The organism is Stenotrophomonas sp. HMWF003, assembly GCF_003061285.1.
In the GTDB taxonomy this organism is placed as follows: domain Bacteria; phylum Pseudomonadota; class Gammaproteobacteria; order Xanthomonadales; family Xanthomonadaceae; genus Stenotrophomonas; species Stenotrophomonas maltophilia_AP.
The window spans coordinates 18,071-20,361 of sequence record NZ_QAIW01000346.1 but is presented as its reverse complement, the minus strand read 5'-3'; the positions used below and the strand labels follow the sequence as shown (position 1 = coordinate 20,361).

Annotated in this window: 3 protein-coding genes; all 3 read right to left on the bottom strand. The window is 67.5% G+C overall.

Annotated features, from left to right (window positions below):
- Positions 1 to 1,109, bottom strand: a 1,109-nt coding sequence (gene bamB / locus DBR34_RS13985) for an outer membrane protein assembly factor BamB (protein ID WP_128097245.1), incomplete at its 3' end; no start/stop codon positions are given.
- Entirely contained in the window at positions 1,109 to 1,747 is a 639-nt protein-coding gene (locus DBR34_RS13980) for a tetratricopeptide repeat protein (RefSeq protein WP_128097241.1), read from the bottom strand. The genes bamB and DBR34_RS13980, both read right to left, overlap by 1 nt.
- A gap of 58 nt (positions 1,748 to 1,805) precedes the next feature.
- Positions 1,806 to 2,291: DUF4115 domain-containing protein (locus tag DBR34_RS23160; RefSeq protein WP_258223934.1), on the bottom strand; the 486-nt coding region annotated here is incomplete at its 5' end.

Genomic DNA, 2,291 nt, shown 5'->3' with positions numbered 1-2,291 from the left:
CTCTTGGCGCGAGCGGCAAGCTCGCCATTATCCGTCCGCAACCAGTGCAGGTAGCCCTTGTAGTCGCCTACAACGACGTAGTCGCCCTGCACCGCCGGCCCAGTCAGCGAGCGGCGCGCCAAGGCGGTCTGCGACCACATCGCGCTGCCACTGTTCTTGTCCAGGCCGAACACGCCACCCTTGTTGTCGGTGACAAACACATTGCCCGAGGTCAGGGCCACGCCACCGGCGCCACCATGATCACGCGACCACAGCGGACGGCCGGTCGGGCCTTCGATCGCCATGGTCTGGTTCTTGAAGCTGCCCACGAACAGGGTGTTGCCTTCCAGCACCGGCGCACCGTCCACGTCCGACATGCGCTCCAGTTCGGTACGGCCTTCGCCGTTGGCGACCATCTGGTCCCACACGGTGCGGCCATCGGTCATTGCCAGGGCCGACACGCTGCCATCATCGTTGCCGACGAACAGCACGCCCGGGCCGGTCACCACGGCGGCATTGCCGCGCACGGTCAGCGCCGGCAGCTCACGCGGGTTGAACCAGCGCTGGGTGCCGTTGTCGGCATCCAGGGCGGTCACGCGACCGTCGTTGCTGCGCACGAACACCATGCCCTGGGCGATTGCCGGGGCGGCGATCACTTCGCCGGGCACCTTGGCGCGCCACTTCTCGGCACCATCCTCGGCGCTCAGGGCGATCACCTGGCCGTCCAGCGTCCCGATCACCACCAGGCCGTCACCGACGCCGGGGCCACCGGACAGGCGCAGCTTGGGCTTCTTCTTTTCCTTGGCCGGCTCCCAGGTCCAGACCTTCTTGCCGGTCTGCAGGTCGATGGCATGCACGCCGCCGTAAATGGCCGCCGCGTAGACGCGGCCATCGGCCACGGTCGGGCCCTGGCGAACGCCGATGCGCTTCTCGCCCTTGCCGACGTTCACGCTCCAGAGCCGGTCCACCTTCGCGGTCGGCTCGAACTTCACCAGTTCAGCCGGTTCCAGCGCCTTCTTGGCCGCTGCATCCTTGCCGGCGAACCACCCCTTGACGGTGGAGCAGCCAGACAGCGCCACGCCCAGCAGAACCAGGGTGGCAACGCGCTTGATCATGACCATATGCTTCATTACACCGACTCCGCAGCATCGGTGACGGTGCCACCGGCATCCATCACTTTGGTTTCAAGCAGGCGCCGCTGCGGCGCTGCCACGTCCAGCGTCTTGAGCGCCTTCTCATACTGTTGCCGGGCCGCATCGCGCTTGCCCTGCGCCATCAGCGCGTCGCCATGGATTTCCAGGCTGGCGCTGTCGCTGGCGGTGCCAAGCGCCTTGATCGCGTCATCGGCCTTGCCGGTGGCCAGCAACAGGCGTGCGATGCGCTGCTCGATCACCGGCTGGAACTCCGGGTCGGCCTTGATCGCACGCAGCGTTGCCAGCGCGTCTTCGTTCTTGCCTGCCTCGACCTGGGCCTTGGCCAGCTGCAGCGCCGCCAGGTCCGAGTAGATGTTGGCCTTGCCGTCGTCGAGCGCCTTCACGCCCTTGGCCGCCTGGGCCAGATCCTTGTCCTGCAGGTGCTTGAGCACCGCCTGGTACTGGACGTTGGCGCCGGCCAGCTGGTTGCTGTGGTCCTTCTGCCACCACTGCCAACCGGCGATGCCGCCGATTGCGATCGCCACGCCGGCGAGGATGCTGACACCATTCTTCCGCAGCCAGCCGCGGACGCGTTCACTTTGTTCGTGCTCGTCGAGCAGGTCGTCGATCGCCATGCGTACTCTCGCCCCGTCCGTGAGGAGGGGCTGTTTGAATTGGATTGGGAAACGCGACTCAGTGCGGAACTGGGGCCACGGAGCCGTCAGAGGATACCGTAAAGCGTGCCACGTTGGCTCGCTGGTACGGCGAAAGGTCGACGATAGTGCCCGCCTGCTGAACCTCGACCGCCGACGCATTGCCCAGCACCATGCGGCCAACCTGGCCCGGCGTGAAGCTGCGCGCTTCGCCGGATTTGATCAGCGCCTTTTCCACGGTACTGCCATCGGGGGCCGCGATATCGACCCAGCTGTCGCCATTGAACTGCAGGCTGAGCGCACCGGCCGGCGCCGCTGCGGTGGCCGCCGGGCGTGGCACCGGGGTCAGTGACGCCAGGTAAGGCGCCGAAGGCGTTCCGGTGGCCGCACTGGTCGGCGCGGGCGCCGCCGGGGTGGTCTCGGCCGGAGCGGCACCGCCGGCCACCGGCACCGCCGCCGGAATCACATCCAGCGACGCGGTATTGGGGGTGTTGGCGCCGCCGTCGAAGTGGCCCCGGGTCGCAAA